Source organism: Flavobacterium bernardetii (assembly GCF_011305415.1).
Taxonomy (GTDB): domain Bacteria; phylum Bacteroidota; class Bacteroidia; order Flavobacteriales; family Flavobacteriaceae; genus Flavobacterium; species Flavobacterium bernardetii.
This window is the reverse complement of sequence record NZ_JAANOQ010000001.1, coordinates 714492-740178: the sequence shown is the minus strand read 5'-3', so window position 1 is coordinate 740178 and position 25687 is coordinate 714492. Positions and strand designations below refer to the sequence as shown.

General features: G+C 29.6%; 31 protein-coding genes, 1 tRNA gene and 1 pseudogene. 26 read left to right on the top strand and 7 right to left on the bottom strand.

Going from position 1 to position 25687, the window contains the following annotated elements; genetic code table 11:
• Positions 1 to 20 precede the first annotated feature (20 nt).
• The 19 genes from G6N05_RS03555 to G6N05_RS03465 all read left to right on the top strand — a co-directional run bounded on the left by G6N05_RS03555 (position 21) and on the right by G6N05_RS03465 (position 14468).
• Positions 21 to 464, top strand: a complete 444-nt coding sequence (locus G6N05_RS03555) for a DoxX family protein (RefSeq protein WP_166125172.1) — start codon at positions 21 to 23, stop codon at positions 462 to 464.
• Positions 465 to 644: 180 nt separating this feature from the next.
• Positions 645 to 1217: a helix-turn-helix domain-containing protein gene (locus G6N05_RS03550; protein WP_166125171.1), complete on the top strand. Its 573-nt coding sequence runs from the start codon at positions 645 to 647 to the stop codon at positions 1215 to 1217.
• 108 nt (positions 1218 to 1325) lie between these two features.
• Positions 1326 to 2816: a serine hydrolase gene (locus G6N05_RS03545; protein WP_166125170.1), complete on the top strand. Its 1491-nt coding sequence runs from the start codon at positions 1326 to 1328 to the stop codon at positions 2814 to 2816.
• 175 nt (positions 2817 to 2991) lie between these two features.
• On the top strand, positions 2992 to 3486 hold the full coding sequence (locus G6N05_RS03540) for a DinB family protein (protein WP_166125169.1): 495 nt from the start codon (positions 2992 to 2994) through the stop codon (positions 3484 to 3486).
• Positions 3487 to 3543: 57 nt separating this feature from the next.
• Complete coding sequence (locus G6N05_RS03535) at positions 3544 to 4053, top strand: hypothetical protein (protein WP_166125168.1); 510 nt, start codon at positions 3544 to 3546, stop codon at positions 4051 to 4053.
• Positions 4054 to 4215: 162 nt separating this feature from the next.
• Entirely contained in the window at positions 4216 to 4545 is a 330-nt protein-coding gene (locus G6N05_RS03530) for a LytR/AlgR family response regulator transcription factor (RefSeq protein WP_166125167.1), read from the top strand.
• Between the two features lie 94 nt (positions 4546 to 4639).
• The gene (locus G6N05_RS03525) at positions 4640 to 5152 is read left to right on the top strand and encodes a hypothetical protein (protein WP_225875120.1); all 513 of its coding nucleotides are present in this window, start codon (positions 4640 to 4642) and stop codon (positions 5150 to 5152) included.
• 208 nt (positions 5153 to 5360) lie between these two features.
• On the top strand, positions 5361 to 5999 hold the full coding sequence (locus tag G6N05_RS03520) for a class I SAM-dependent methyltransferase (protein ID WP_166125166.1): 639 nt from the start codon (positions 5361 to 5363) through the stop codon (positions 5997 to 5999).
• Between the two features lie 150 nt (positions 6000 to 6149).
• Positions 6150 to 6935 (top strand): helix-turn-helix transcriptional regulator, encoded by a 786-nt coding sequence (locus G6N05_RS03515; RefSeq protein ID WP_166125165.1) that lies wholly within the window; start codon positions 6150 to 6152, stop codon positions 6933 to 6935.
• Between the two features lie 64 nt (positions 6936 to 6999).
• On the top strand, positions 7000 to 8118 hold the full coding sequence (locus G6N05_RS03510) for a hypothetical protein (RefSeq protein ID WP_166125164.1): 1119 nt from the start codon (positions 7000 to 7002) through the stop codon (positions 8116 to 8118).
• A gap of 172 nt (positions 8119 to 8290) precedes the next feature.
• Positions 8291 to 8863: a Crp/Fnr family transcriptional regulator gene (locus G6N05_RS03505; RefSeq protein ID WP_166125163.1), complete on the top strand. Its 573-nt coding sequence runs from the start codon at positions 8291 to 8293 to the stop codon at positions 8861 to 8863.
• Positions 8864 to 8937: 74 nt separating this feature from the next.
• Positions 8938 to 9705 carry an MBL fold metallo-hydrolase gene (locus tag G6N05_RS03500; protein ID WP_166125162.1) on the top strand — a complete coding sequence of 256 codons (768 nt, stop codon included), beginning with the start codon at positions 8938 to 8940 and terminating at the stop codon, positions 9703 to 9705.
• A 349-nt stretch (positions 9706 to 10054) separates the two neighbouring features.
• Positions 10055 to 10465, top strand: a complete 411-nt coding sequence (locus G6N05_RS03495; protein ID WP_187002995.1) for a VanZ family protein — start codon at positions 10055 to 10057, stop codon at positions 10463 to 10465.
• 152 nt (positions 10466 to 10617) lie between these two features.
• Positions 10618 to 11151, top strand: a complete 534-nt coding sequence (locus G6N05_RS03490; protein WP_166125161.1) for a hypothetical protein — start codon at positions 10618 to 10620, stop codon at positions 11149 to 11151.
• 200 nt (positions 11152 to 11351) lie between these two features.
• Positions 11352 to 11828: a hypothetical protein gene (locus G6N05_RS03485; protein WP_166125160.1), complete on the top strand. Its 477-nt coding sequence runs from the start codon at positions 11352 to 11354 to the stop codon at positions 11826 to 11828.
• Positions 11829 to 11962: 134 nt separating this feature from the next.
• Positions 11963 to 12226, top strand: a complete 264-nt coding sequence (locus tag G6N05_RS03480; protein WP_166125159.1) for a hypothetical protein — start codon at positions 11963 to 11965, stop codon at positions 12224 to 12226.
• Positions 12227 to 12477: 251 nt separating this feature from the next.
• Positions 12478 to 13017: a GNAT family N-acetyltransferase gene (locus G6N05_RS03475; RefSeq protein WP_166125158.1), complete on the top strand. Its 540-nt coding sequence runs from the start codon at positions 12478 to 12480 to the stop codon at positions 13015 to 13017.
• Between the two features lie 317 nt (positions 13018 to 13334).
• On the top strand, positions 13335 to 13739 hold the full coding sequence (locus tag G6N05_RS03470; RefSeq protein WP_166125157.1) for a hypothetical protein: 405 nt from the start codon (positions 13335 to 13337) through the stop codon (positions 13737 to 13739).
• Between the two features lie 183 nt (positions 13740 to 13922).
• On the top strand, positions 13923 to 14468 hold the full coding sequence (locus tag G6N05_RS03465) for a DUF2867 domain-containing protein (RefSeq protein ID WP_166125156.1): 546 nt from the start codon (positions 13923 to 13925) through the stop codon (positions 14466 to 14468).
• Between the two features lie 220 nt (positions 14469 to 14688).
• On the opposite strand, the gene G6N05_RS03460 is transcribed toward G6N05_RS03465, so the two are convergent.
• Positions 14689 to 14841, bottom strand: coding sequence for a hypothetical protein (locus G6N05_RS03460; RefSeq protein WP_166125155.1), 153 nt, complete (start codon positions 14839 to 14841; stop codon positions 14689 to 14691).
• A gap of 322 nt (positions 14842 to 15163) precedes the next feature.
• Here G6N05_RS03460 and G6N05_RS03455 point away from each other — a divergent pair, with 322 nt between their 5' ends.
• On the top strand, positions 15164 to 15520 hold the full coding sequence (locus tag G6N05_RS03455) for a helix-turn-helix domain-containing protein (RefSeq protein WP_166125154.1): 357 nt from the start codon (positions 15164 to 15166) through the stop codon (positions 15518 to 15520).
• A gap of 96 nt (positions 15521 to 15616) precedes the next feature.
• Here the strand turns inward: G6N05_RS03455 and murA are convergent, their stop codons facing one another.
• The 3 genes and pseudogenes from murA to G6N05_RS03440 all read right to left on the bottom strand — a co-directional run bounded on the left by murA (position 15617) and on the right by G6N05_RS03440 (position 18081).
• A complete protein-coding gene (gene murA / locus G6N05_RS03450; protein ID WP_166125153.1) occupies positions 15617 to 16927 on the bottom strand; it encodes a UDP-N-acetylglucosamine 1-carboxyvinyltransferase in 1311 nt (436 codons plus the stop codon).
• Between the two features lie 249 nt (positions 16928 to 17176).
• Positions 17177 to 17794, bottom strand: a pseudogene (locus G6N05_RS03445) (DUF4290 domain-containing protein); the annotation flags it as partial.
• Between the two features lie 2 nt (positions 17795 to 17796).
• A complete protein-coding gene (locus G6N05_RS03440; RefSeq protein WP_187002994.1) occupies positions 17797 to 18081 on the bottom strand; it encodes a DUF493 family protein in 285 nt (94 codons plus the stop codon).
• Positions 18082 to 18200: 119 nt separating this feature from the next.
• On the opposite strand from G6N05_RS03440, the gene G6N05_RS03435 reads away from it, so the two are divergent.
• The 5 genes from G6N05_RS03435 (at position 18201) to G6N05_RS03415 (ending at position 22791) form a co-directional block, all read left to right on the top strand.
• A complete protein-coding gene (locus tag G6N05_RS03435; protein ID WP_166125151.1) occupies positions 18201 to 18737 on the top strand; it encodes an AAA family ATPase in 537 nt (178 codons plus the stop codon).
• Positions 18738 to 18746: 9 nt separating this feature from the next.
• Positions 18747 to 20630, top strand: coding sequence for a RecQ family ATP-dependent DNA helicase (locus G6N05_RS03430; RefSeq protein WP_166125150.1), 1884 nt, complete (start codon positions 18747 to 18749; stop codon positions 20628 to 20630).
• 67 nt (positions 20631 to 20697) lie between these two features.
• Positions 20698 to 21645, top strand: a complete 948-nt coding sequence (fmt, locus tag G6N05_RS03425; RefSeq protein WP_166125149.1) for a methionyl-tRNA formyltransferase — start codon at positions 20698 to 20700, stop codon at positions 21643 to 21645.
• 161 nt (positions 21646 to 21806) lie between these two features.
• Positions 21807 to 22082, top strand: a complete 276-nt coding sequence (locus G6N05_RS03420; RefSeq protein WP_091306465.1) for an HU family DNA-binding protein — start codon at positions 21807 to 21809, stop codon at positions 22080 to 22082.
• A gap of 148 nt (positions 22083 to 22230) precedes the next feature.
• Positions 22231 to 22791 carry a YqgE/AlgH family protein gene (locus tag G6N05_RS03415; RefSeq protein WP_166125148.1) on the top strand — a complete coding sequence of 187 codons (561 nt, stop codon included), beginning with the start codon at positions 22231 to 22233 and terminating at the stop codon, positions 22789 to 22791.
• Here the strand turns inward: G6N05_RS03415 and G6N05_RS03410 are convergent.
• Both G6N05_RS03410 and G6N05_RS03405 read right to left on the bottom strand, forming a co-directional pair.
• Positions 22784 to 23617 carry an aminotransferase class IV gene (locus G6N05_RS03410; protein ID WP_166125147.1) on the bottom strand — a complete coding sequence of 278 codons (834 nt, stop codon included), beginning with the start codon at positions 23615 to 23617 and terminating at the stop codon, positions 22784 to 22786. The two genes, G6N05_RS03415 and G6N05_RS03410, sit on opposite strands and share 8 nt — an antisense overlap.
• Before the next feature lie 50 nt (positions 23618 to 23667).
• Positions 23668 to 24060 (bottom strand): START-like domain-containing protein, encoded by a 393-nt coding sequence (locus G6N05_RS03405; RefSeq protein WP_166125146.1) that lies wholly within the window; start codon positions 24058 to 24060, stop codon positions 23668 to 23670.
• Between the two features lie 171 nt (positions 24061 to 24231).
• Here G6N05_RS03405 and G6N05_RS03400 point away from each other — a divergent pair.
• A tRNA-Met gene (locus G6N05_RS03400) sits at positions 24232 to 24305 on the top strand.
• Positions 24306 to 24366: 61 nt separating this feature from the next.
• On the opposite strand, the gene G6N05_RS03395 is transcribed toward G6N05_RS03400, so the two are convergent.
• Positions 24367 to 25686 carry a PDZ domain-containing protein gene (locus tag G6N05_RS03395; RefSeq protein ID WP_166125145.1) on the bottom strand — a complete coding sequence of 440 codons (1320 nt, stop codon included), beginning with the start codon at positions 25684 to 25686 and terminating at the stop codon, positions 24367 to 24369.
• Position 25687: the final 1 nt, after the last annotated feature.

Here is a 25687-nt window from a genome sequence, read left to right as displayed (position 1 = left end):
CCAAAAACTAAAAACAAATTATGAAAAAATTACTTTTAAACAACGGAGCCGGTTTCAATTTAGATTTAGGCTTATTACTAATCCGAGTAATGCTTGGAGTTTTAATGGCTTTTTACGGCTACGAAAAACTAATACATTTTAATGAAATGGCGGCTTCAGATTTTTGGGCAAAAAACATTAGCTTTTTAGGAATGACTGGCGCTGTACCTCTAGCCTTAACCGTTTTTGCAGAATTTTTCTGTAGTTTATTACTAATTGCAGGTTTGTTATCTCGCTTTAGTCTTATCGTTTTAGCATTTTGTATGGCCTATATTTTCTTAGTAGTTTTTCCAATGTCAATACTATCAAAAGGAGAAAACGGACAAGAATTCAACTCAGCTTTCACGTATTTCATCATTTATGTGGGCTTACTTTTCACTGGTGTAGGCAAATACAGTTTAGACGCTAAGTTATTTAATAAATAAGCGTTTCCATAAAATAGCACCAAACAAAATCTTACTCAACACATTGAATAAATGTAGTTCGAGTAAGATTTTTAGTATATTTACAAATGAAAATATTTACTTATAAATAGTTGTAAACAGAAGTTCGAATATTTATAAGTTTGCGGTAATTTTCCCGAACAACTACAATCAATTGAAAATATGTCCAAACTAAAAACCATAAGAGAATTTCAAAACCTAACACAAGAAGAATTAGCAGAAAAATCTGGAGTATCAGTAAGAACTATTCAGCGAATTGAAACAGGAAAAGTCCCAAAAGGTTACACACTTAAGGTTTTAGCAAAAGCATTAGCAATTAAAGAAAATGAGCTGCTTTTTGAAAAACTAGGAAAAGATAATTCAGAATATGTCGAAGAAATAAATGAAACCCAAGAAATCGTTTTAATTAATTTTACCAAATTAAAATTAATCAACCTATCTTCCATTCCTTTTATCATAATTCCTCCTTTTAACATTATTATTCCGCTATTTTTAATGTTCAAAATGAAACAAAAAAACATACTTTCAAAACAACTTATTTCAATACAAATATTATGGACTATTGTTGCACCAATTATTTTTATGTTAGGAATTTTTTTGAAACTCGGTAATCAATTTACACTCTTAATTATGGTGCTAATTGTGCTTTCAAATATATTTATTATTTTAAGGAATGCAATTGAAATAGACAAACGTAAAAAACTTTACTACAATTTGAATTTCAGTATGATATAAAATTTGTCGGGAACTTGTCATGTTTTTGTCGGGTGTGTTTTTAAGATTATCAAAACCAAAATGCAGACTTTTGCAGTTGAAGTTAAAATCGTAAAAACACATTTAATCATGACAAAAAAAATCATTATTTCCTCTCTTCTTTTTATATTTTTTGGAACAAAAAGCCCTGCTCAAATCGAAAAAAATTCAGATTTATACAAAACTATTCTTTCACGAGATAGCCTACTTTTTGATATAGGTTTTAATCATTGCAACATAACTCAGTTTGAAAACTTGTTGAGTGATAAGTTCGAGTTCTTTCATGACAAAGACAGTATTTCATATAAAAAAGAGTTTTTATACAATTTGAAAAATGGCTTGTGTAAATCACCAGCGACTTACCAATCAAGACGTGAATTAATTATAGAAAGTATAAAAATTTATCCCCTTTATAAAAACAAAGTATTGTATGGTGCAATTCAAACAGGAAATCATAAATTTTATGAAACTGTTTCAGGCAATAAAGAAAACTTTGCAAGTTCCGCAAAATTTACTCACGTTTGGCTTTTAGAAAATAGCATTTGGAAATTAACAAAAAGTTTGAGCTATGACCACCAAGATAACAATAGTACAAACTATCAATCTCCTATTTTTGACAACGATATTGAAATCGAACAATGGCTAATAGAAAACAAAGTACCAACTTTAGGAATTGGAGTTATTAAAGACGGAAATTTGCAACAAGTAAAAGTATTTGGAGAAATCAAAAAAGGCAAATCAGCACCTTACAATACAATCTTTAATGTAGCTTCACTAACCAAACCAATAACCGCATTGGTAACTCTAAAATTAGTGAGTTTAGGCAAATGGAATTTAGACGAACCAATTCTTAAATATTGGACGGACCCAGATGTTTCAAAAGATAAAAATTCTAAAACACTTACAACAAGACATATTTTAAGCCATCAAACAGGCTTTACCAATTGGCGTGGAAATAACAAAGACGGAAAACTAAAATTTGAATTTGAACCAGGAACGAAGTATCAATATTCAGGAGAAGGTTTTGAATATTTGAGAAAAGCTTTAGAAACAAAAATTCATAAATCACTTAACGAATTAGCTAGTGAATTGATTTTTGAACCATTACAAATGACAGACACTAAATATTTTTGGGACAACAAAACAGAAACTTCAAGAGTTGCATTAGGTTATAACGAAAAAGGAATTGCTTATGAAACAGAAAAAAACATAACCTCTAACGGGGCTGACAATTTATTGACAACCGTTGAAGATTACGGGAAATTCTTGACAAGCATTATGAATAGCGAGGGTTTAAGTAATATAGCATTTAACGAGATGGTTAAAAATCATGTCGAAACAAAAAACGGAAAACATTTTGGACTTGGTTTTGAATTATATGATTTTGGGCAAGGAGAATATGCTTTATCTCATGGTGGATCTGACAAAGGTTGTCAGACGATAGTATTTATTTTCCCAAAGACAAAGCAAGGATTAATTATTTTTACCAATGTAGACGATGGCTATAAAGTGTTTGAAAAAATTTTAAAACATTATTTAGGAGAGTATGGAAACAAAATATTTGAAATTGAAACAAAATAGAAACTACCGCTAACAGCTGTTAGAAAAAATTTCAAATTTGTAGTAAATTCACGTTTACATTTCGCAAGAAATTTTATCTTTAACCGAAAATAATTATTCCCCACAACCGACATATCGCCAAGTAAACAAACGTTAGCTTAAGCTTTAAAAAATCTTAAACATAAAAAACACAAGAATGAACGCAATTGAAATAATTAAAGACCAAATAATTTCTACCAAAGAAAAAACAGATAATTTTATTAAAAATATTGAATTAGAAAAGTGGAATACTTCACCAGAAATTCTTGAAACAAATATGAACTGGCAAATTGGACATCTAATTTTGGCAAACTATTTACACGGAATAGCCTCAATTTCAGGTGCAAACGAAAAAGTCAGAGAAAGAATTAATATGCCAGATTTCATAAAATTTTATGGACCGAATTCCTCACCAAAAATGTTTTTAGATGAAAAACCAAAAAATGAAGAGTTATTAAAATTATATGAATTCATCTTCGAATTAATTTACCTTGAATTAAGTAAAGTTAAAATTGAAGAATTAAATAACGCAACTGAAATCCCAAATCCAAGTGCAAAAACTAAATATGAAGCATTAACTACATTATTCAAACATCAATCTTGGCATAATGGACAAATAGCAATTTTGAATAGAATACTAAGTAATAATTAAAAAGCCGAACCACTTAAAGCTATACAGTATAAACTCAAACTTATTTAAATAACACTAATGGTAGAAAAATACAGAAGAATTACTTTCAAAATATTGATGCTTATTCCTTTACTATTTAGTGTGTTTTTTATAGACACTTGGATTTTACCACAGAAGAAAACAAATGATTTTATCGTATCTTATAGTTTAAATAAGATTAGTCATAAAGGAAAATACTCTTCCTCAAGCAGCGAATCAATGAGATGTTATGAATTTTACACTGAAAAAGAACATGAATTTTCTACAGAAGTATTTATAGCCGAAAATGAAGTTACAATAGGTACAAGCTATATTTTTAATATTGTTACTTCAGTAAAATCTCAAACCAAAGACTATTCAAAAAAAATAGTTTCTGGATTAAATGGTTTAAATTTATGGTTAACTATAGGTTTATTAGTATCAGCTATATGCAGTTTGCTATTTCTTAAGTTCGACAAAAACTTGACTGAAAATGGTTTTTACAATATCCTATTACTTAATTCATTTATAGCATTTATCTTATTATATTTCATGTCTTTTCAAAATTAAAACTATCTCTAATATTTGTTTAGCAAGATTGCGAATTATTATAAAAATCAAATCTACTTTTCACAAGAAATTTTATCTTTAACAGAAAATAATCAGTTCCGAAGTTCGCATCTTCTTATATCCAAGAAACACTAGTAGCAATTTTAACTTTACAAACATAAAATGACAAATCAACAAAATTTCACTTTTATAAAGACTGACAAAAAATTAATCAAATTAAGTTTTGACGACATTTTATTTGTAAAAGGATTGGGGAATTATGTCGAAATCTTTGTCAAAAACAACAAAAAGTACGTGTACTACAAAACCTTAAAAGATCTAATTGACAAATTGCCTGATGAGTTTATGAGGGTTCATAATTCAAACATAGTAAATTTGAAAAATGTGGAATATATTGAAGATAATCATTTAATTATTGGTGAACATAAAATCACAATAGCAAAAAGTTACAAAGATTGTCTGTTTAATAGTATTGACAAATTGCTACTCTAAATAAGAAACCTGATAGATTACATAAAAACCTAAACGAAGTAAATAACTTATTTTTTTGGACAAAATTATAGGCGTTGCTTTGTAAAAAAAGATTATGAAACAATTTTTATTTTACTTAACAACTATGGTATTTATGACAACAGGGAATTTAAAAGCTCAAAACAAATCATTTGAGAACGATGCAAAAACAATTGACGCATTAATGAAAGCTAGCTATGAGGTTGTTTCAGGCGAAAAAGGTGCAAAAAGACAATGGGAAAGAGACAATTATTTACACCATCAAAAAGCAGTATATTCTTATTTCGACAGAATAAAGCAAGAACAAGTGACTATGACTTTGCAAGAATTTCATAAAGAAACTGATGAAATGATTTTTAACACCGCTTTTTATGAAAGTGAAGTTAATCGAGAAGTTAGAATTTTTGGCAATATTGCACACGTTTGGAGTACTTATGAAACGAGATTAGAAAAAGACGGAAAAGTTGAAAGAAGAGGAATAAATAGCATTCAGTTAATCTTTGAAAATAATCGTTGGTATATTATTTCTTGGATTTTTTGTGGAGAAAATGAAAAAAATGAAATTCCGAAAACATTTGACAGAAATTAAAAAAACTACTGGTACCATACTAAAAGTTTCCCATAATAAAAAACAAAATAAAATCTTACACAACACATTGTATAAATGTAGTTTGAGTAAGATTTTTAGTAAATTTACAAACCAAAATAAGTACTTATAAATAGTTATGAACGGATCTTCGGATATTTATGAGTTAGTGGCAAGTTAGCCCAAAATTACGCAGAAAAAAACGTACTAAATGAATATAGATAACCAAAAAGAATATTGGAACGAAGTTGCAGAAATAAAAACTTTTACACATCCAATAGATTTAGAATTAATAGCAACTTTTATAAACAAACAAAGTAGTATTGTTGACTTTGGATGTGGATATGGGAGAATTGTGAAACAATTAACCTATTTAGGTTTTGAAAATGTTTGCGGATTTGATACATCTAAAGAATTAATAGCAAGGGGAATATCAGAAAATAATTTATCACTTTATCATATTGATAATCCAACAGAACTAAAACTAGAAGATAATTCTATAGATTGTATTATCCTTTTTGCTGTTTTAACTTGTATTCCGTCTAACGAAGGACAAAATAGTTTAATAAGTTTACTTCTATCTAAACTAAAAAAAGGCGGAATTATATATATAAGCGATTATTACTTACAAGAAAATTCAGTTGAAGTTGAACGATATGAATATTTAAACGGAGATAAAAATAATTTTGGAATTTTCAAACTACCGGAAGGAGCTACTTTTCGTCATCATACTAAAGAGTGGATTAAAACTTTGACAAAAAACTTTGAAATTATTATAGAAAACCCATTAGTTGTAAAAACTATGAATGGAAACATTGCAAATGGATTTCAAATAATAGCGAAAAAATAACCAGCCACTACAAAGCGTTCAACAAGATTGCAAATTTTGCAACAAATTCACATTTACATTTCGCAAGAAATTTTATCTTTGATAGAGAATAAATGATTCCTAAGTTCGCAACCTTGACAAGCGGTGGAACGTTAACCACAATTTAAGCCAATGAATTTAAATGAAAATCAATATTTTGGGATAACAACCGAATCATTAATAACAGAGAATTTTACTATCTCAATGACCAATCATTTGGCAAACTCAAATATCTCATTACACGCTCACAATAATCCATATTTATGTTTACTTGCTTCTGGTACTTATAAAGAAGTGAGCAATACCACAGATATTATATCTCAAGGAGAAGTTCTTTACAGAGTAGCTAACTATGAGCATTCAAATAGTTTTTCAAACAAAGGTGGCATATGTTTAAATATAGAAATGAACGACTATGAACAATTTATGACTCTAAATGAGCTTTACTTACCAATTAAAGTATCAAAGCAAAAAGGAGTAATAGAATTGTATAAATTGCTTTATGGTTTAAAACAAGGTCTGCCAAATGACATCATAAATATATATTGTTACGAATCAATGATTGCAGTACTAAATGTTTTCAATGGTATTGGTGATATTGACTGGGTAAAAAAAGTAAAAGAACGCATAAATGATAATCCATTAGAAAATATTTCACTTGATAAATTGAGTATTGAATTTTCGCTCCACCCAAATTATATCGTTCGTAAATTCAAAGAAATCACGGGCTTTAAACTTTCTGAATATCTAACAAGAATGAGGATAGAACATTCGGTTAAACAAATATTAATGAACAAAGAAAACATTACAGCTATAGCTTTAGAAAATGGATTTTATGATCAAAGTCATTATTGTAGAAATTTTAAAAAACTATTAGATACAACCCCAAATAATTTTAGAAAAGTTATTAAAGGTTAGTTTCGTATAATTTTAACTAGATAAGAACATCTATATTTGTGATTCAAATCTAAATGAAAATATTGTGAAAATTAAGAAAAAAACAAGAAACATTTTAATTATTGTAATTTCAATATTAATTACACTTTTCTTTGTTGGAAGACACAATTTTGAGCGTGATAGACAGAGTTTTAGAGAAATAATAGTATCCGTAGCTAATGGAGATGTCAAAAAAGCGTTTGACACTATAGAAGAACGAAAACATTTCTCGAATCCGATAGTGAACTTTATTTATCATACATGGAAGAAAAAAATGCATGCTCGTTTTATTTCAAAAGAAGAAGTATTTGAAAATACATCTGGAAACAAAATAGTTAACGATATTTCAAATATTTACCGTGAATATTGGCGAGTGGAACTATTGAAACCCAAGCCAGAAAACAGAACAGATTCTACACTTTATAATAATATTACTGATTATATAATATCCAACAAGTTAACAAAATTATCAAAAGATAGCTTACGAAAGAAAATCAAAGACGACTCTTTATTGAAAGAAATAATTGAAAAAGAAGGATTTAAAGTAGATTTTAAATTCCGAAATGGTTTTCAAGAGATATTTATTTGGAATAAAGAAAGTACTAAAAAATATGAAGTCATTTTACCAAAAGACACTGTAAAAACTACTGTTGTGTTTATTGAAGGCTATCATATAAACGGATATGATGAATTTGCAACTTTTGGCGATTCTCAAGTTGGTGGTTGGGCTATAAAAGAATCTGCAACACTTTATTGTAATAAAGGCACTTATGATTTAAATTCAGAGATTTTTGAAGTTTCTTATTTAAAACATGAAAGTTTACATTTTACTGATTTAAACAATTACCCAAACTTAAGTTCTACTGATTTGGAATACAGATCAAAGGTTATAGAATTGATGTATTGTACAAAAGGAACGATTTATGACCGAATATCAGAATTTGTATCAGGAGCGAATAAAGCAGATAGAAAAAATTCCCATCCATATGCTAACTATGTATTAATCGAAAACTTATCAAAATTGCTTTTTAATTCCGAATTTAATTCAGACATAAATCAATGGAAAAAAATATCCGTAGATAAAATTAATAAGGCTGCTAAATCATTGTATGAATCAAGTGAAAATATACTACGGAAGAACAATAGCTTAAAAGAAATAATATAAACTGTGGCTAACAGCCGTTCAGCAAGATTCCAAATTTTGTAGTGAATTCACATTTACTTTTCACAAGAAATTTTATCTTTAACAGAAAATAATCGGTCTCGAAATTCACAACAAACGAGTAGTCTTCAAAAATTGATAGCGATTTCCAAAAAAAACAAATAACCTTAAAAAAATGAAACAAGCAGACAAATTATCATTATTTTTCAGCAATGAATTTCCTTTTAATAAAGAAGGTTTAGATGAATTTGTATCTACTTTTGTTGTTAAATCATTCAAAAAAGGGGAAATTATTTTAGAAAATGGAACTATTGATCATGAACTTCGTTTTTTAGATCAAGGAATCATTCGAGAATATTATGCAACCACAGATAAAGAAAAAAACATCAATTTTTTTACAGATGCCCGATTTATAACAGATTTTTCCTCATTTACCCATTCTACCATAACAAAAAAATACCAAGAATGTTTAACTGACGTCGATTTGAGAGTTTTATCAAAAGAAATATTTTCGACTTTTACCAACCAATACAATTGTGGAAAGTTGTTTGTAGAAACCATTTTCCAACGAATTGTTATCAATAAAGAAACCGAAGAATTCAACCATTTTGTAAATACTGCTAAAGAGTTATATCTCGATATTATGAAGACAAAACCTGATTGGTTATTGCAAATTCCTCAATATCATATCGCTTCTTATTTAGGAATTACACCCGAAACATTGAGCAGAATTAGAAAAAGAATTTAATTTCTTGATTTCAATCAATGGAATCTATTTTTGTATGAAGCAACTTTGTACTTTCAATTTAAAAATATAAAACAATGAAAGTACATCATTTGCGAAATGCCACTATGGTAATAGAAACTGGAAATAAAGTCATTCTTGTTGATCCAATGCTTGGAAAAAAAGGAACAGCTGGACCCACTTTTACCCTGTTCCGTTTTAAACCACAACGAAATCCAATTGTAGATTTACCAAGTAATGCAATGGATATCGTTGAAAAAACTACACATTGCTTAATAACACATCTACACCCAGACCATTTAGACAAGGAAGCAGAGGATTTTCTTCGCCTGAATCAAATTCCTGTTATTTGTAGTGTGAAAGACGAAAGTACATTAAGAAAAAAAGGATTACACGTTTCCCAAACCGTTGAATATTGGAAAGAAAGTCTTTTTTTAGATGGGAAAATTCAAGGTATTCCTGCGGTTCATGGTTATGGATTTGTAGCCAAACTAATGGGAAATGTTATGGGTTTTCACATTGAATTACCTAATGAAAAATCAATATATTTAAGTGCTGATACCATTTACACAGACGATGTGCATAAAGTACTAACGCAATTAAAACCAGAAATTGCTGTTGTGGCTTGTGGTACAGCTCAATTGGATATCTTTCAACCTTTATTAATGCGAATGGATGACATTTTAAAATTCGTAAAAAATGCACCAAACAAAGTAATCGCAAATCACTTAGAAGCTGTAAATCATTGTCCTACAACAAGAAAACAATTAGAAATAGAAGTTTCAAAAATTGGGCTTTCTGACAAGGTTTTTATTCCAAATGATGGAGAAAGTAGAGTGTATTAATAATACCCGATAGCACGGATTTGCAATCCGTGCCACAAAACAAACCACAAAAAAAGCGACTTCACTGTCGCTTTTCTTTTTATACTCCTACGATGTCCGCGCCTATAGCTCTTAACCAAGTTGTTTGATTAATAAGAAATTTCAATAATAAAAAACAAAATAAAATCTTACACAACATATTGAAAAAATGCAGTTCAAGTAAGATTTTTAGTATATTTACAAACCAAAATAAGCACTTATAAATAGTTTTGAACGAATGTTCGGATATTTATGAGTTAGCGGTCAGACTATGTAGAAACCTAAAAGACAGTCATCAACAAAATAAAGCAACCATTTAAAAAGTATAAAAATGAAATTTATAAGTTTAAAAGAAAGTAAAAATGTTTGGCTAATTATTATTGCATTGACAATAATTGCAATCTTATTTAAATCGATTTATAGACAATATATAACAGAGAACCATATACAAGATTTTAGAATATCAGACACATCACCAAACTTTTTTGCGGGACTAATAATTATGTTTTTTTATTTCACTCAAAATGTCTACAACAAAAATAAATTCATAAAAAATGCTTTTTTTGCGTTAGTAGGTCTAATTGGTTACGAACTTGTACAAGGAAACGTTTTAACTTACAGAACTTTTGATTTTAGTGATATTGTTGCGTCAATAATCGGTGTAATTTTGGCTTACTTTTTATGTATAGAATTAAATAATAGAACAACATTGCTCCCGAAAGAAAAAAGCTCGAACCGCTAACAGCAGTTACACAAGATAAAAGGATTTAGTGGAATTACCGATACGCATTGAACTTTTTACTTAAATAGAAAATATGTAGTCAAGAAACCTTGCACCTCGCCAATCCGCGGCCCTTTAGTGGCAAGGCTACCGAAAAAAACCGAAAACAAAATATGGAAATTGATATAGTTTATTTTAATGAAGAAATGTTAATTTCAAAAATTACTGCAGATTGGAAAATATGGCAAAATAAATTATTCTATTATAAATCCAGTCTTACTTTTGGAAATATTATTGAAATACTCGACTACATAAAAGTTCGTTACAAATTAACGGAAATCGAATTAGAAAAAATTAATATTTTACTAATCGATCCTAATACAGAAATGTTTCTAGTTGATTTAGTTGGTAAGGAAAGTGAAATTGTTGAAGTAAAAAAGATAAGTAACATACTAAAAGAAAAAAATGAGTTAATATTTTGGGAAGAATGGAATTGGACATTTTCAAAATTAAATAATGATTATTTTTTGTGGACCTATGTTGGAGGTATTGCAGATATTTGTAGAGAAATAAAATTGAGTGATTCACAAATTAAAAAGTTCATTGAAAATGGAAAAGATTTTGTTAAAAAACTTGCAAATCAATTAGCAGAATTTAATTCTGAAAAATATAATGAAGCAATAAACGAGAATAGAAAAATATTGTAAAAACAAGCCCAGCCACTAACAGGCGTCTGGCAAGATTGCGAATTTTGTAGTAAATACACGTTTACATTTCGCAAGAAATTTTATCTTTAATAGAAAATAATCGGTTCCGAACTTCGCAACATTACCTACCGCTGGAATGTTGTGCGTCAGTTTAGAAGACCGAATGAAAAGAAGAGTGACATTTATAATAAAAGAATTTTATGACAAATTGGGCAGGAGAAATAAAAGAATATTTAATAAACAAAACTGTAAATTTTTCAATTCAGGAAAAAGAAAATATAAGCTATCAGTATTTATATAATTTACTTGTAAAAATTGAGAACGGAATTATTATTGAAAATGAAGAATTAAAGTCGAAAGTGGAATGCGTTGTTAATGAAATGCCGAACAAAATAGAAGGAGAAAGAATAAGTTATAACACGAAACAATTAAATAATATAACTAATTTAGAAACCTTTGTTGAGGAAAAATATAATCTTTTTAAAAAAGGTAAATTTATAAAACGATACATGTTAATGGGAATGACTTTAGGAATGCCATTAGGATTACCTTTTGGAGCAGCAATTGGAAAAATTGGATTAAGTCTGTTAATAGGTATGCCGATTGGAATGGCTATTGGCTTATTAATAGGTAATTATAAAGACAAAAAAACAGAAATAGAAAACAGAATATTATAAAACCAAACGAACAACAGCAGTTTGGCGTAGTATTAACAAACCAACTGTAACCACATAAAACAGACGTATTAAGAAGATGCAAGGTTTTAGTGGAATTGCCGTTTCGCATTGAACTTTTTACTTGAATAGAAAATATGTTTGATATTAAATACAGAATTGAATTCAAAAACGATTTTGCAACAGAATTATTTGGTGAAGAATATTATTGTGACAAATCAACTTTTTGGAATCACCACCAAACAATGTTAAAAGAATTGTACAGAAAAGTTTTAAAAAGTGAATTACCGATTAAAATAACTGAAATTGGAACAAAATCAGAGCTAATAATCAATGAAGTTAGAGAATTTGAAATATGGATTGAAACGAATCAACCTTTTATAATTTCAACTGAATATTGAACAAACGACAAACAGAAATATTAAATGAATTAGTTGACAAATGTATCAACAAAAAACAACTGAATTTGAATATTTTGTAGAGATTTGGGCTGTCATGTGGAACCCGATAGAGCAGATTTGCAATCCCGAAGACCATCCTCTAAACAACCTAAAACAAACAGAGTTATGAGTTTATCGAGCGACAAAAAACCGAAAGAAAAAACGAATTAAAAAAAATATAGTTTTATAAATTGTAGAATGAAAATTACGGAATGAAATATACATTAGAAGGAGAAGAAACGGAAAGGTTAAAATTTAGGTTATTAAATATTGAGGATTTTGATGATTGTATTGAATTGTTTAAAGACAATGAAGCTTGTCGTTTTTTAGGAGTTGACAAAATTGAAACGCCGAACGAAAGATGTAAACTTTGGTTTGAAATGACGTTTGATAGATATAAAAATGATTTAGGCGGACAAAATATATTGATTGAAAAAAATACAAATAAAATTGTTGGACAAAGTGGACTTTTAGTAAGAGAAATTGAAGGAAAACAAGAAATTGAAATTGCATATTCAATTTTGCCCGAATATAGAAAAAAAGGTTTTGCAACAGAATCGACTGAAAAATGTAAAAATTTTGCATTTGAGAATAAATTTTCAGAAAGTTTAATTTCTATAATTCATACAGAAAACATAAGTTCTGAAAAAGTTGCTAGAAAGAACGGAATGAAAAAAGATAAAAATACTGAATTTAAAGGAATGAAAGTAAATATTTTCCGTATCGATTTAAACGATTGGAAAACAATATAAAAAAACGAACGCACAAACCCGATAGCACGGATTTTCAATCCGTGCCACAAAACAAACCACAAAAAAAAGCGATTTCACTTTCGCTTTTCTTTTTATACTCCTACGATGTTCGCGCCTAAGACTCTTAACCAAGTTGTTTGACATTTAAGAGTTTCCCATAAAAAACACAAAATAAAATCTTACGCAACACATTTAAAAAATGTAGTTCGAGTAAGATTTTTAGTATATTTACAAACGAAAATAAGTACTTATAAATAGTTATGAACGGATGTTCGGATATTTATGAGTTGTAAGCAATTTTCAGAACGTATACATAAATGAAAGACATTCAGAAATTATTAAAGCCAATAGTCACAGAATTTCAGACTGAAATACCTGATGCTAATCCTGAAATTTATAATGTAACTTATGATTTGTGGACATTGAAAATCACTTTAGGTTTTGATGATATCAAAAGCCCAATATATGTTATTTTTAAAAATGTCGTTGGATTTAGAGTATTGGACGAAGGAAATCTTTTGGAGTTCTGGGATAAAGATGTCAGAGTTCCTGGTTGGATTTGGAGAGTTGAAAGTGGTGGCTGGTTTGAATTGGAAAAATTACGCGCTGGTTTCTTAGCTCAACATCATGGAGATAGTCACAATGAGTATTTGATAAGTGGAATAAATGATTGCTTGAGTGTAATAGCGGAATCTGAACCGATTATTATGAAAGCTGAGTAAAAAACTGCTTACAACAGGCGTTTGGCAAGATTGCGAATTTTGTAGTAAATTCACGTTTATTTCTCGCAAGAAATTTTATCTTTGATAGAAAATAATCGGTTCCGAAGTTCGCAACCTCGCCAAGCGCCGGAACGTTAGCGGACAATGTAGGACGCCCGAAACGAAACGACAAATAAGAAAATAATGAAAATTAAAAAGACTGAAATCCCTAAAAACTCACTTCTTTGCACTAACAATATTTCGTATGATTATATTGACAGTTTTCAAGGGCAGTTCATTGACAAATTTCAAAAAATTGGGACAACTGAAATTGGAAAATCATTCTTTTCAAGTGGACCAAAATGGATTGACAAACTATTTGAATTTAGAAATAAATTGGTTGGACTTTTTGGACTAAAAACTTCGGGTAAAGTAACGGACAGACGAATTATCTTAGACAATTTCAAAGGCGAGAAAGGTGAACAAATTGGACTTTTTAAAGTTTTTGACAAAACGGATAATGAAATTATTTTGGGCGAAGACGACAAACATTTGAATTTTAGAGTTTCATTGTTTATAGACAAGCAAAATGAAAATAAAACAGACAAAAATTTAATCATTTCAACAACAGTCAAATTTAACAATTGGTTTGGACGACTTTATTTCCTTCCAGTTCGACCATTTCACAAATTAATAGTGCCAACTATGTTAAAAGGAATAATTAAAGACATTGAAAAACAAAGCAGATAATAAACAACGAACCGCTAACAGGACACTATCCTAAAAAGTGTGTAAGTTAAAAATATAGGGGTTTGACTTTTTAATTAAAGTTGGACCCTTTTTTCAAAAATAGTTAAGAACTGATTTAAAATTAGTCCCCGCTCGTGTGCAAATCCTTTCGCGTTCGTTCTTTAACAATAAAAATTTGCAATTAACAATCGAAGTAAAATAGAAACTTCATTTCCACTTTTTACAGTTTCATTTCCATTTCTTTCATAGTCATTTCCATTTCTTTCATAGTCATTTCCATTTCTTTCACAGTCATTTCCATTTCTTGCATAAGTATTTCCAATTCTTTCATAGTCATTTCCAATTCTTTCATAGTCATTTCTATTTCTTTCATAGTCATTTCCATTTCTTGCATCGGTATTTCCTAAATTTACATCGGTATTTCCATTTCTTTCATAGTCTTTTCCATTTATTGCATCGGTATTTCCTGAATTTTCATCGGTATTTCCATTTCTTTCATAGTCATTTCCATTTATTGCATCGGTATTTCCTAAATTTACATCGGTATTTCCATTTCTTGCATCGGTATTTCCATTTCTTTCACAGTCATTTCCAATTTTAACAAGTGTATTTCTATTTTTAGTACTATTTTTTGTAGTACTTATAGTATATTTTTATATTTTAGCAGTACAATTAATCTAACTAACACAACTTATATGCTTTATTACAACTTAGCACCCATTTTTAAAGCCCGCGGAATCGATAACCCTCAAGCCTTTCTTGTAAAAGCTGGTATTTCAAATCATTCTGCTCAAAACATAATATATGGTCAAGCCAGAACATTCCGCTTAGACCACATTGAAGTATTATGCAGAGTACTAATTTGTGAACCAAGCGACCTTTTAGGCTACAGAGAAAATCCAAATCATAAAATTCCAGAAGACCATCCTCTGAACAACCTAAAGCAAACAGAATCAAGTAAATCAATCAACGATACCATCACAACCATGCCGTATAAACAATTGAAAGAACTGGCCAAACAAATCAATCAAACTCAAGAGGAAAAGAAATAGCGATTTATACAAAGTATATCTAATAAAAAGACCTGACAAGTTTTAAAAACTTGTCAGGTCTAAACAAAAAAAGCGACATCACTGTCGCTTTTCTATTTATACTCTTACGATATTTGCGCCTAAGACTCTTAATCGTTCATCTATTCTTTCGTAACCTCTATCAATTTGTTCGATATTTTGAATGGTACTTGTACCTTTTGCAGAAAGTGCTGCAATTAATAACGAAATACCGGCTCTAATATCTGGTGAACTCATCGTTGTAGCTTTTAATTGCGATTCAAAGTTATGTCCCATAACCACAGCTCTGTGCGGATCACATAACATAATTTTCGCACCCATATCAATCAATTTATCCACGAAAAACAAACGGCTTTCAAACATTTTTTGATGAATTAAAACATCTCCTTTTGCTTGGGTCGCTACGACTAAAATGATACTTAATAAGTCAGGCGTAAATCCTGGCCATGGTGCATCAGAAACCGTTAAAATAGAACCATCAATATCAGTTTTAATTTCATATCCGTCTTTATGAGCAGGAATGTAAATATCGTCACCTTTTTGTTCTAAAGTAATTCCTAATTTTCTAAACACGTTTGGAATTTGTCCTAAATTTTCCCAGCTCACATTTTTGATTGTAATTTCACTCTTAGTCATAGCCGCTAAACCAATCCAAGAACCAATTTCAACCATATCAGGTAAAATTCTGTGCTCACAACCACCTAAAGATTCCACACCTTCAATAGTCAATAAGTTAGAACCAATTCCTGTAATTTTCGCACCCATTGAATTCAACATCTTACATAATTGTTGTAAGTAAGGTTCACAAGCTGCGTTATATATTGTTGTAATTCCTTCTGCTAAAACAGCAGCCATTACAATATTAGCCGTTCCTGTAACAGAAGCTTCGTCTAATAACATGTAAGCGCCTTTTAAACGCCCTTCATTTTCCACACCATAAAAATGGTCTTCTCTATTGTATCTGAATTTCGCACCTAAATTAATGAAACCTTCAAAATGTGTATCTAAACGACGTCTTCCAATTTTATCACCACCTGGTTTCGGAATAAATCCTTTTCCAAAACGAGCTAATAACGGTCCAACAATCATAATAGAACCACGTAAACTTCCACCCTCTTTTTTGAAAGCTTCCGTTTCTAAATAACCCACATTAACTTCATCCGCTTGAAACGTATAATCTCCAGGGCCATTTTTCTGAATCTTTACACCTAAATTACCTAACAAAGTAATTAGTTTATTCACATCAATAATGTCAGGAATATTCGTAACTCTAACTTTTTCTGAAGTTAATAAAACAGGACATAAAACCTGTAACGCTTCATTTTTTGCACCTTGTGGTTGCACATTTCCTTTTAAGGGCTTACCGCCTTCAATTTTGAATGTTCCCATTTATATTGTATTATTATTTGGATTATTTGGATTGCTTTTTGGTTTAAAGTTTTTGCCGCCTTTATAATTTGGATTATTTAAATTGGCTTTGGTATTGTCTGGCGAATTCGGTTTAGCAGGTATTGGTGCATTCGGATTCCTATTGGTATTCTGTTGTGGCCTGTTTTGATTTGACGTCGGTCTATTTTGATTTAACGGCGGTCTGCTCGGATTTCTATTTGTGTTAGTCGTTTCGTTTTTAGTAAAAAATTGCGTCTTATTCGACTGCTTTTTGTTCACTTTTAATAAATTCTGCGACGTAGAAAGTTCTTCTTTCATTGCTGTTAAGTTCAATTCACCATTAGACAATTCTAACAAATGATTGAAAATAACTTCATCCGTAACCGTATCTTTATTCCAACTTAAGAAACACTTTTTCATGTGATTCGCAATCACAATAATCAACGCGTTTTTCAATTCACCTTCCTCCCATTTACGAGCTACATCAATCATATATTTGATGTTGTTTCCGTAAAATCTATATTTAGGAAAGTTTTGAGGATACGCTAAACGATCTGGTTTCAATTGCACTACTTCTCTTGTAGGAATTGGGTACGGAGAATCAATATCTAATTTAAAATCAGACATGATAAACAATTGATCCCAAAGTTTATGCTGAAAATCGGGAACATCACGCAAATGCGGATTCAAATTTCCTAAAACAGAAATTACATATCTCGCCCCTTTATTGCGTCTCTCTCTATCTTCAATAACTGTAATTTGATCAATTAATTTTTGAACATATCGTCCGTATTCAGGAATAATCAAATGTTCCCTTTGCGAATTATATTCTAAAAAACTAATGGCGTCTTCGTTTCTATATGACATATTTATAATGAAATAATTCCTTCTATAGTTGATAATTCTTTGTATTTTTCAATAACTTTATCTGCATCTTGCATCGTAACGTTTATAGAAATACTAGTATATTTTCCTGTTTTAGAAGAATGAGTTTTTATAACGGCTCCCATATTATTGAACGTGTTTTCAACTAAATTAATGTTGGTATCACTAGTTGGAACAATAAATTTATATAAGTAAATGGCTGGCCAAGTTGTTGATTCTTCTAATTCTGATTTCAATCTAACGTAAAAATCTTCTGTCTCTTTATCCATGTAAATTTAAGCTAATAAAAGAACAAATATACATTTATAATGTTTCATTTAAAAATATAAATAATTAAGATTTTCAAAATAAAAAAAATGATAGTACATTTGAACTTTTAAGACACAAAATGAACAAAAAAATTATACTATTAATTGGCGGACCAAGCTCTGGAAAAACAACTTTAATTAACCATTTAGAAAACGAAGGACACATTTGTTATCCTGAAATTTCTAGACAAGTGATTCTTGATGCTCGAGCTGATGGTGCAGAATTTTTATTTTTAGAAAACCCTATGTTGTTTAGCGAAAGGCTTTTAGAAGGCAGAATTAAACAATATGAAAATGCGGTTAATGAAGATAAAACAGTTTTTATAGATAGAGGAATTCCAGATGTTGTGGCGTATATGGATTTTATAGGCGATACGTATCCTGAAAAATTTATTGAAGCTTGCGAAAAATATAAATACGATACCATTTTCTTATTACCACCTTGGGAAGAAATTTATACTAGCGATGAAACGCGTTATGAAAGTTACGAAGAAGCTAGTAGAATTCACCAATTTTTAGTTGATACGTATATGAAATATGGATACGATTTACACGAAGTGCCAAAAACTTCTGTAGAAGAAAGATATGCTTTCATTATCAATCACTTAAAAGACTAATTCGCTTTAATGAATCAACCACTAGATGTATTAAAAGCGCACTGGAAACATGACGCTTTTAGACCAACTCAAGAGGAAATTATCAACACCGTTTTATCCGGAAAAGATACTTTTGCCTTGTTGCCAACTGGTGGTGGAAAGTCGATATGTTTTCAGATTCCAGCGCTAATTAAACCTGGAATTTGCTTAGTAATTTCTCCTCTTGTCGCTTTAATGAAAGATCAAGTGGAGAATCTAAAAAACAAAAACATAAAAGCCATTGCTTTAACAGGTGGAATTTCATTCGAAGAAACCAATAACCTACTTGATAATTGTGCTTTTGGCGGATATAAATTTCTATATGTTTCTCCTGAACGCTTGCAACAAGATTGGGTTTTAGAACGCATAAAAAACTTAAACGTAAATTTAGTCGCTATTGATGAAGCACATTGTATCAGTCAATGGGGACACGATTTCCGACCAGCCTATTTAAAAATTGCCGCTTTAAAAGAATATTTTTCTGTTGCTTTTATTGCTTTGACAGCTACAGCGACTCCACGAGTTCAAACCGATATTTGTACTTTATTAAAACTTGAAAATCCTACGATTTTTAAAAATTCGTTTGCGCGAGAAAACTTAGGATATCACATTATCAAAACCGAAGACAAACTCGGAAAACTAAAGCAAATTTTCTTAAGAAATCCAGAACCATCAATCGTTTATGTAAAAAACAGAAAATCTTGTGTAGAGTTTAGTAAAACCTTTACCGATTTAGGTTTTACCGCAACGTATTATCACGGTGGATTATCAAATAAAGAAAAAGAAAAAAACATGAATTTGTGGCTAGAAGAAAAAGCCAAAATCATTGTCGCAACTAACGCTTTCGGAATGGGAATTGACAAACCGAATGTGAAAACAGTAGTACATTTACAAATTCCAGATAATATCGAAAACTATTACCAAGAAGCCGGAAGAGCTGGTAGAAATGGGAATAAATCGTTTGCCTTGTTATTGACGCCAGAAATAAATTCAGAAAACTTAAAGAATTATTTTATATCGAATTTACCAAATAAAGAGTTTCTGCATTTGGTTTACAAAAATTTAAACAATCATTTTCAAATTGCTTATGGCGAAGGTTTTCAAGAGCTTTTCTATTTGAATTTGAATCAGTTTTGTGCGAAGTTTAATTTATCTGTCACCAAAACATTTGCTTGTTTACAGTTTTTAGACCGACAAGGAATTATCACACTAAACAACTTAATTAGTAACAAAGCGAGTTTACAGTTTTTAATAGAAAGCCGAGAAGTAATTAGATATTGCAGTTTGAACGTAAAAGACGCTGCTGTTATTGAAACTATTTTACGAAATTATACCGGTGTTTTTGAACAAGTTACGATTATCAACACCGCATTAATCGCAACAAAATCGGGCACTTCGGAAGATAAAGTAATTAAAGTCTTAAATAAATTACATTCGCAAGAAATAATAGAATTAAAATTACAAAGCAACGATATTTCGATTTTATATAACGAACCTCGAGAAGACAGTTATACCATTAATCGAGTTGTAAAAATATTAGAAAATCAGAATCAGATTAAAATTGAGCAATACAATCAAATGCTAAATTTCGTTTCAGATAATTCGAAATGTAAATCGGTTTTAATTTCGAATTATTTCGGAGAAGAAAATGCTAAAGCTTGTGGAATTTGTTCGTATTGCAATTCTAAAAATAAATCGGAACCCAAATCTGTTTCAGAAAGTATTCAAAATCTATTAAAAAAAGGTACTTTATCTTCAAATGAAATAGAAAATTCACTTACATTTTCAACAGAAGAAATTATCTTTGCCCTACAAAACTTATTAGAAAACGATTTTATCTTTTTAAACGCTTCAAATAAGTATCAAATTAAGTAAAACAATAAAAAATCTTAGTGTCTTTGTGCCTTCGTGGCAAAAAAAATGCTTAGCAACTTACAATAACATGGAAAAATTAAGAATCGTATTTATGGGAACACCCGACTTCGCAGTTGGTATTCTCGACACCATATATAATAGTCAGTTTGAAATTGCTGCAGTCATTACTGCGCCAGATAAACCAGCTGGGCGTGGACAAAAAGTTTCTGTTAGTGCTGTAAAAACGTATGCTTTAGAAAAAAACTTACCAATTTTACAACCTACCAATTTAAAAAACGAAGAGTTTTTAGCAGAATTAGCCAGCTATAATGCGAATTTACAAATCGTAGTAGCTTTTAGAATGTTGCCAGAAGTGGTTTGGAAAATGCCAAAATTAGGAACGTTTAATCTTCATGCCTCTTTGTTACCCAATTATAGAGGTGCTGCACCTATTAATTGGGCTATTATTAATGGAGAAACGGAAACTGGTGTAACAACATTTTTTATTGATGATAAGATTGATACAGGTGCGATGATTTTAAACAAAAAGATTCCTATTGATCCAAATGAAAATGTTGGACAACTTCACGATAAGTTGATGGTTTTAGGCTCAGAAACTGTTCTTGAAACGTTAGAATTGATTGAAAAAGGAAATGTTACTACAACAATTCAAACTGAAAATTCGGATTTAAAAACAGCTTACAAACTGAACAAAGACAATTGTAAAATTGATTGGACCAAATCGGGAATAGAAATTTACAATCAAATTAGAGGATTATGTCCTTATCCTGCAGCTTGGACCTTTATTAAAGATGGCGAAAACGAATGGAATGTAAAAATTTACGATTCTAAATATATTGAAGAAACACACGCGTATTCTATAGGAACAATAATTTCAGGAAAAAAAGAAATGAAGATTGCTGTAGCGAATGGATTCATACAAATAGAGAGTTTACAGTTTCCTGGTAAAAAGAAAATGCAAATTCATGAACTATTAAATGGAACACAAATTAGCTCGGAAGCCTTTGTAAAATAACAATCTATGCAAAAAGTCGCCCTTAAAAAGGTACTTTATTAACATTTCAGCCGATTTATCAACATTTTTAACAAAAATAGTAGGAAATACTTGCACAGTTCAAGGATACGTATAAATTTGTATTAAGAAAAATATGTTTAATCAATTAATAACTATCAATTATGAACAAATCAGAATTAATCGATGCAATGGCAGCAGCTTCAGGAATTACTAAAGCAGCAGCTAAATTAGCTTTAGAGTCATTTTTAGGAAGTGTAGAAGGTACATTACAAAAAGGTGGAAGAGTTTCTTTAGTAGGTTTTGGATCATGGTCAATCTCAAAAAGAGCGGCTAGAGATGGAAGAAATCCTCAAACTGGAAAAACTATCAAAATTGCTGCTAAAAATGTAGTAAAATTTAAAGCTGGTGCTGAATTAGACGGAGCTGTAAACAAATAATATATATATTTGATTTATTTAAAAGCCTCTTCTAGTAAGAGGCTTTTTTTATGTTCTATATTATCGCTTTATGATAAAATTAACATTTTATCGATTTTATTTGTTCAGTAAATTTATTTTTTTTAAATTCAATTAAAATATTTAGCTTATGATATCAATGTTACCCAAAAAAGGTTGTTTACTCGTAGCTGAACCAACAATCACAAACGACATGTCTTTTAATAGATCTGTGATCTTATTAACTGAATATACTAAAGAAGGAAGTGTAGGGTTTATTTTAAACAAACCTCTATCCTATTCTATCAATGACTTAATTCCTGAAATTGATGCTAATTTTATGGTATACAATGGCGGTCCAGTTGAACAAGATAATTTATATTTTTTACACAATGTACCAGAATTAATTCCGGAAAGTGTGGAAATATCTTATGGTTTATATTGGGGTGGCGATTTTGAAACCACTAAAAATTTAATCAATGAAGGTAAGATTTCTAAAGAAAATATTCGTTTTTTTCTTGGATATAGCGGTTGGGACACCAATCAATTAGAAGAAGAATTAGAAGAAAATTCTTGGATAATTGTGGAAAACGAACTACAAAACAAAATCATTGGCAAAAACAGCCAGAACTTTTGGAAAGAGAAACTTAACGAAATTGGTGGCGAATACATTTACTTTTCCAATTCGCCAGAAAATCCTACGCTTAATTAATTGAGTTATTCAGTAATTCTGTAATTTCTTTAGCTAATTCTGAAGTAAATTCCTTTTTTCTATATTTTGTTATAGGTTGAATTCCAGAAATTACATTTGAAAGAAACAACTCATCTGCTTTTTGTAAATCGAAAGGAGAAATGCTTTTTTCAATTATTTCAATGTTTTCCATTTTACTTACCAAAGCAATAATTTGTTTACGCATAATTCCATTTAAACAACCATCTGAAGTTGGTGGTGTAATCAATTGATTACCCATTTTCATAAAAATATTGCCATTTATAGCTTCTACTACATTTTTATCGTCATTAATTAAAAGGCAGTTATCAAATCCGTTTTCCTTTGCAAAAACACTGGCAACCACATTAATCATCTTATTATTCGTTTTTAATGTAGATAATAAATGTTTCGAAACGTGAAAATCTTTAAATAATTCTACTTCATAGTTTAAAGGTAAAAACACGTATTTTTCTGAAGTTAAATTTGAACAAGTAACAACAAACTGGACATCATTTGATGTTGGATTGTAAAATCCTTCCGCATTTCTATAAACTGCGAAACGAATTCTATTACTTATTTTATTAGTTTGTAATTCAATTAGTTTTAGAATTTCTTCTTCCATAAATTCCATCGTAAAATTCATAGGAATTTCCATTCTACAAATTCTCATCGAAGCCATTAATCGCAAATAGTGTTCTTCTAAAAATAAAATTTTAGTTCCATTTACTTTAATGGTTTCAAAAATGGCATCACCATAAAGAAATCCTCTATTATTTTCGATAGCAATATTGCTAGTGTCTTGTATGTTTCCGTTAAAATTAATCATAAAAAAATGCCCTGAAATTTATTCAGGGCAAATATACTTATTTATTAAAATTAAACCGAACCAATTACGTGTTTTAAATCGGAAACTAAACTTTCCCACAATAATTTATTTTCAGGTAATTCATCTTCTTCAGAAAAATCGGTTACAATTAAAGAAACATCATTTGTAATTTCATCGACTTGAATTTTTAGTTCAAAGAAATATTCTGTTTCCTTATTGTTTTCATCTAACCATTTAAATTTTACTTTTTCTCCAGACTTTTTGGAAGCCAGTTTGGCATTTTCCTCAGAATCGTCCCAAATGAACGTATAAAACTCTCCACGAGAATTTACGTTATCTGCAAACCATTCTGATAAACCAGATGGAGTAATTATATATTGATACAATAATTGTGGCGAAGAGTGAATGGGAAACTCTAGTTCATACTTAACTTTTGGCTTCATAGTTGTTTTTATAAATTTTCAGCAAAATATAAAAAATAATGATACCACAACTATATTTTACTGTATTTTTTTGAACTGAAATTTTAATAATAAAATTTGCAATTATTTTTTGGAAAGAAAGTTTTTATTTATATATTTGCACCCGCATTGAGAGATGCAAAACTAATTAATGGCGAGATAGCTCAGTTGGTTAGAGCGCAGGATTCATAACCCTGAGGTCACGGGTTCAACTCCCGTTTTCGCTACAAAAAAACACCCTAACTTCTTATATTCAAGATGTTAGGGTTTTTTATTTGTATTGCGCTTTTAAATTTCTTCTTTTAAAAGTAATTCGACTACTATTATTTTCCCTTTTCGTTCTATTTCAACTGTAACAGCTTCGTTGACGTTTTTTTGAAAAATATCTATAATATCTGTCAATTTATAATTAACAGCACTTTTTTTATTTATCGAAATAATTTTATCCTCAACTTTTAATCCTGCTTTATCAGCTACAGAATTTTTCCTTATAAAGGAAATTTCTATTCCAGGTTTAAATACAAATTGAAAATTAATTTTAGGATTATCATAAATTAGATCTGTTACATTTGTACCACCAAAATTTGAATCAGACTGAATTCTTTTTTCAACTGCATCTACTCCACTATGATTAATGTTACATCCTGCCATATTATAGTAGAATTTATCATTATAATTACTGTTTTTATCTAAATACATAATCTGTTTATTATAGTTAAAAACAACATTAAATCGCTTTAAAATTTCTCCACCAACAGAACCATCGCGAGTACCTAATATACTTTTCTTAAGAAATGAAATAGTATCAGGCATTGAAATTATTGGATCTTTAAACTCAAAATCAGAAAAATTCACACTTTTAAATCGCACTCTTTTTCCAAAAACATCACCTCCAATTCCGGCACCTAAATAATCATCAATTTGCTTTTTATTTTTTATATTTAGTTCTTTCTCGAAAATCCATAATCCATCAGACAAACCCGTATCTACTAAGAGTTCTAGATTTTGTTGTTTTGCGTCTTCAATAGTTATATTCACAGGAATATATGGTTTTTTATCTTTAAGAATAAAGGGCAATTGCGTGTAATTCGTGATTTTATCTGTAAACCTTTTAATTTCTTTTCTATAGACTATAATTCGCTTGGTATCATACTGAATTTCTACTATGTTATCTGTGAAAAAATCGGCACCCAAAATTCCATGAATTGGTATTCCTATTGAAGTTGTGAAACTATATTTATCCTCTAACATTAGAATAACATCTAACTTTTTTGAAGATAATCCATTAAATTTAATCGTATTATTTTTTGAAATGTAGGAATCAATTGGTTCTTTCATTCCAGGACCAGAAATTTTAATTTTAGAAGTGTTATAAAATGTAATACTGTCTTTTTCTGGAAAAGCAAAAAGAATATTAAATCCTGAACCTGTATCTAAAATAAGATTTAATTGAAAATTATTAATTTTTGGCTGAACAATAATACTATTATTAATTAGTCGAAAAGGAATAACAACTTTATTTTTATTTCGTGAAAAATCCCAAATATTCTGAGAAAATGCATTTAAACTCAGAAACAAAAGAAGAAAATATCTAAAAAATAGTTTCATA